General features: G+C 72.5%; 2 protein-coding genes. One reads left to right on the top strand and one right to left on the bottom strand.

Annotation, left to right across the window (positions count from 1 at the left end):
- Window positions 1–5,196, top strand: a 5,196-nt coding sequence (locus ACH4UK_RS36885; protein WP_398363622.1) for an SDR family NAD(P)-dependent oxidoreductase, incomplete at its 5' end; no start/stop codon positions are given.
- A 106-nt stretch (window positions 5,197–5,302) separates the two neighbouring features.
- Here ACH4UK_RS36885 and ACH4UK_RS36880 read toward each other — a convergent pair.
- The coding region (locus ACH4UK_RS36880; protein ID WP_398363620.1) for an acyl carrier protein at window positions 5,303–5,633 on the bottom strand (331 nt) is incomplete at its 5' end.

Genomic DNA, 5,633 nt, shown 5'->3' with positions numbered 1-5,633 from the left:
CGCCTCCTCGACCAGGCCCGTGACTGGCCCGACGCGGGCCGTCCCCGGCGTGCCGCCGTCTCCTCGTTCGGCGTCAGCGGCACGAACGCCCACCTCATCCTCGAAGAACCCACCCCCCACACCCCCGACGCAGCCGAGCACCAACCCGCCGAGCAGCCCTCCTCCGGGCCGGTGCCGTGGGTGTTGTCGGCGCGGAGCGCGGAGGCACTGGACGACCACCTCTCAGCGGTGCGGGCGCACGTGGCGTCCGCTCCCCGGACGGACCCGCTCGACGTGGGCTTCTCCCTGGCCTCCCGCACCCTGCTCGAACACCGGGCCGTCGTCCTGGGCGACACCGTGGTCCGTGGGGCGGCCTCGTCCAGGAGCACGGCGGTGCTGTTCACCGGGCAGGGCTCCCAGCACGCCGGAATGGGGAGGGAGTTGTACGAGGCGTTCCCGGTCTTCGCCGAATCCTTCGACCGGATAGCCCAGTTGACGGGACTGCCGCTCCAGGACCTCGTCTTCGGGGAGCCGGACGGACACCTGGACCTGACCGGATTCGCCCAGCCCACGATCTTCGCGGTCGAGGTCTCGCTGTACCGCCTGGTGGAGTGGCTGGGCCTGCGCCCGCAGGCTGTGACCGGGCACTCCGTGGGCGAGATAGCCGCCGCTCACGTGGCCGGGGTGCTGTCGCTGGAGGACGCCTGCGCCCTGGTGGAGGCCCGGGGCCGTCTGATGCAGTCGCTGCCCCGGGGCGGCGCCATGGTCGCCGTGGAAACGGACGAGGCGACAGCCCTCGCGGCACTGGCGGGACTCGAGGACCGGGTGAGCATCGCCGCGGTCAACGGCCCCGCTTCGGTGGTGGTCTCCGGCGACGAGAAGACGGTGCTGACGCTGGCCGAGGGCTGGCGGACCGCGGGCCTGCGCACCAAACGGCTCACCGTGAGCCACGCCTTCCACTCTCCGCAAATGGAACCGATGCTGGACGATTTCCGCCGCGTAGTCCAACGCCTCACCCTCAACGCGCCCGCTCTCGCGGGGCTTTCCCCCGAGGTGACGGATCCGGAGTTCTGGGTGCGTCACATACGCGAGCCCGTGCGCTTCGCGGACGCGGTACGGGCGCTCAGCGGTGCAGGCGTCACCGGCTGGCTGGAGCTCGGACCCGATGCCGTACTGACCGCCCTGGCCAGGCAGAGCATCGCCGACGAGTCCGACGACGCCGACGCCGGTCATGTCCTCGCTCCCGCACTGCGTTCCGGTCGTTCGGAGACGGCGACCCTCTTCACCGCGCTGGCCGAACTCCACGTCCACGGCGCGGACGTCGACTGGCGGGTCCTGTACGCGCATCGGGGCGGCCGCCTGGTGGACCTGCCCACCTATCCCTTCCAACGGCAGCGGTTCTGGCTGGACAACGACACCTCACGCACGGACGTGTCCTCGGCCGGGCTCACCCCCGCGGACCATCCGCTGCTCGGAGCGGCGGTGGAGCTCGCCGACTCCGAGGGCCGGCTGCTCACCGGCAGGCTGTCCCTGGCCGCACACCCTTGGCTGGCCGATCACCAGGTGCTGGACAACGTACTGCTGCCGGGAACCGCCTTCGTGGAGCTGGCCGTCCGGGCCGGCGACGCGGTCGGCTGCCCGACCCTCGACGAACTGACGCTGCTGGCTCCGCTCGTCGTCCCGCGGGAAGGAGCGGTCCAGCTCCAGGTGTCCGTGGGCACGCCGCAGGAGTCCGGGAACCGTGAGCTGACCGTCCACGCCCGGACCGAGTCCGGCCCGGGGGTGCGGTCCGGGTGGATCCGCCACGCCACCGGTGTGCTCAGCGCCGCGCCTGCCGCAGCCGTCGCCCCCGCTCCGTCGGTGTGGCCCCCCGCCGGCGCCCGGCCGGTGGACATCACCGACGTCTACGAGGACCTGGACCGGGACGGCTTCACCTACGGCCCGCACTTCCAGGGCCTGACCCGTCTCTGGAAGCAGCACGACACCCTCCACGCCGAGGTCGCCCTCCCCCGGCCCTCCACCGACGACTACACCGTCCATCCCGCCCTCCTCGACGCCGCCCTGCACGCGGTGATCGCCGCCGGCCCCGATCGCGGCGGGCAGACTCCGGTGCCCTTCTCCTGGAGCGACGTCCACGTGCACTCGTCGGGCGCCACCGCCCTGCGCGTCACCATCACCCCTGCCCGGGACGAGGAGGACAGCTGGTCGATCTCGGCCTCGGGCACGGACGGCCGTCCCGTACTGAGCGTCGGCCGCCTCTCCTCGCGCCTGATGACCGCGCAGGGCCTGAGTCCCGCCCCCGCGGCCGATTCGCTCTACGCACTGGAGTGGGCCGAGGAGTCCGTACCCGCGGCGGCCGGCGCGCCGGTCCGGTGGGCGCTGCTCGAAGCCCCCGGCAGCGGACCCACGGACGGCCTGGCGCGGCAGCTCACCGCTGCCGGGACCGAGGTGGTCGTCAGCGGCCTCTCCGAGCTCTCCGGGCCCTCCGCGCCGCCGGTCCTCGTCTACGCGCCCGCGCCGGGTACGGGTCCTGCCGCGGTGCACGAGAGGACGGCGCAGGTCCTGCGTACCGTCCAGGACTGGCTCGCCGACGAAGGCCTCGCCCACACCCGCCTCCTCGTCCTCACTGACGGGGCCGTCGCCACCAGCCGAGACGAAGACATCACCGACCTGACCGCGGCAGCCGTATGGGGCCTCATCCGCAGCGCACAGAGCGAGAACCCCGGCCGCATCCACCTCATCGACACCGACCACGACCCCCACTCCCACCACCTCCTCCCCACCCTCCTCAACCAGAACAACACCACCGCCCAGACCGCCATCCGGGCCGGCACCGCCCACACACCCCGCCTCGCCACCGTGACGGAGGAGCGGGCAGGACTGGGGGCCGACGAAACGGGCCCCTGGCGGCTGGACGTGGAGAAGCGCGGAAGCATCGAGAACGTCAAGGCCGTCGACGCCCCCGAGGTGTCCGCCGCCTTGGAGCCGAACGAGGTCAGGGTCTCCGTGCGCGCCGCCGGTGTGAACTTCAGGGACGTGCTGCTCTCCCTCGGGGTCTACCCCGGGGAGGGCCGGATGGGCAGCGAGGCCTCGGGGGTCGTCACGGAGGTCGGTTCCGCCGTAAGTGACCTCGCGCCGGGGGACGCCGTCATGGGCATCTTCGACGGGGCGTTCGGTCCGGTCGCCGTATCGGACCGGCGGCTGCTAGTCCGCAAGCCGCGGTCCTGGACGCACGCGCAGGCGGCATCCGTTCCGGTGGTCTACCTGACGGCGTACTACGGGCTCGTGGACCTGGCGGGGTTGCGGCGCGGCGAGTCCGTGCTCATCCACGCCGCGGCGGGCGGCGTGGGCATGGCCGCCACGCAGCTGGCCCGGCATCTGGGTGCCGAGGTCTTCGGCACGGCGAGCCCCGCCAAGTGGGACACGCTGTCGGCGATGGGGCTGGCCGACGACCGGATCGCCTCGTCCCGCACCACCGGGTTCGAGTCCGCGTTCCGCGAGGTCACCGGCGGGGCCGGGGTCGACGTCGTCCTCGACTCCCTCGCCGGTGAATTCGTGGACGCGTCCTTGCGGCTCCTCCCCCGCGGCGGCCGTTTCGTCGAGATGGGCAAGAGCGACATCCGTGACGCGGAAGCCGTCGCGGCCGACCACCCCGGCGTCCGGTACCAGGCGTTCGACCTCTTCCAGTCCGCCGGTCACGACCGCATCCGCGAGATGTTCGCGGACCTCCTCTCCCTGTTCGAGGAGGGCGTTCTCACTCCGCCTCCGGTGCGGACCTGGCCGGTCGCGGACGCCGTGGAAGCCTTCCGGCACCTGGCCCAGGCCAAGCACGTGGGGAAGGTCGTACTGAGCGTGCCGGCCGTACCCGACCCGGAAGGCACCACCTTGATCACCGGAGGGACGGGGGCACTGGGCTCGGCGCTCGCCCGCCACCTGGTCTCCCGGCACGGCGTGCGCCACCTGCTGCTGCTCTCCCGACGCGGCCCGCACTCCGAGGGTGCGGCGGCGCTGGTCGCCGAACTGGCGGACGCGGGCGCCACGGCGCGCGTCGTCGCCTGTGACGCCGCCGATCGAGTGGCCCTGGAGCGCGTGCTGGCGGACATCCCGTCCGCTCACCCGCTGAGCACGGTGATCCATGCCGCAGGCGTCCTGGACGACGGCGTCATCGCATCCCTCACACCGGAACGGCTGAGCCGGGTGCTGCGGCCGAAGGTGGACGCCGCGTGGAACCTCCACGAGCTGACGCAGGACGCACAGCCCGCCCGGTTCGTGCTCTTCTCCTCCATGGCGGGCATCGCGGGCGGAGCGGGTCAGGCCAACTACGCCTCGGCCAACGCCTATCTCGATGCGCTGGCGCAGTACCGGCGGTCCGCGGGCCTCACCGCCACGTCGCTGGCCTGGGGGCTGTGGGACGAGTCCGCCGGTCTGGGCGCCGGGATGGAGCACACCAACCAGGCGCGCCTGAGCCGCGACGGCATCCGCGCCCTCACCCAGGCACAGGGCCTGGAGCTGTTCACCACCACCCAGCGCATGGACCGGGCCCTGCTCCTGCCCATGGCCGTCGACATGGCGGGGCTCCGCGAACGGGCCAGGAACGCTGAACTGCCGACGATGTGGCGTGCTCTCGTCGGCACCCCGCCCCGGCAAGTCAGCCGGGCCTCGGCCGCCAGGCCCGATGCCTGGACGGACGGACTCGCCGCGATGCCGGAACCCGAACGGCACGACACCGTGCTGAACGTCGTGCGCGCGGAAGTGGCGACGGTCCTCGGCCGCACGTCCCACGGCGGGGTCACGACCGACGCCAAACTCAAGGACCTCGGCCTGGACTCCCTCACCGCCGTGGAACTGCGCAACCGGCTCAGCACCGTCACGGGCCTGCGGCTGCCGGGTGCGATCGCCTTCGACTACCCCACTCCGGAAGCGCTGGCGCTCCACCTCGTGGAACAGCTCGTCCTGAACGAACCGGCGCAGGGGCAGGCGCAGGCGCAGGACGAGGAGACGCGGAAGGTCCGCGAACTCCTCGCCACCATCCCGCTGGACCGGCTGCGCGGCTCCGGTCTGCTCACGTCCCTGCTCCGGCTGACGGACGCGCCCGAGGAGCAGCACGCACCGGGCGACGCGGGACAGCCGGAGGCCTCGAAGGAGTCCAAGGAGTCGATCGACGTGATGGACGTGGCGGATCTGGTCCGTCTCGCGGCCCGCACCAGGGCGCAGTAGGAGCCGCGGGGCACCGGGAGACCGGTGCCCCGCGAGCATCCGCACAACACTTCGGCGGCGGTCCGGTTTTCACCGGGCCGCCGCCGAAGTGTTGTACCGCCGGACGTCAGTCGCGGGCGCGGCCGAGCTCCTGGTCGATGAAGGCCATGACGTCCTCGGCGGACGCCGAGGCGATGTCCTCGTGCCCGCGGTCGGTCACGGGATCACCGGACTCGGTCCACCGGTCGAGCAACGCCCTGAGGCGCTTGGCCACGAGGTCCCGGGTCTCGGTGTCGTCGGGCACCGAGCGGAGTGCCGTTTCGAGCGTGTCCAGGCTCTCCAGGACGAGGTCCGTCTCGTCTGCGGTGGTGAGTTGGGTGTGGATGTAGGTGGTGAGTTGGGTGGGGGTGGGGTGGTCGAAGAGGAGGGTGGCGGGGAGGGGGGTCTGGGTGAGGGTG

The organism is Streptomyces sp. NPDC020884 (assembly GCF_044333935.1).
Lineage (GTDB): Bacteria > Actinomycetota > Actinomycetes > Streptomycetales > Streptomycetaceae > Streptomyces.
This window is presented reverse-complemented; position numbering and strand designations above follow the sequence as displayed.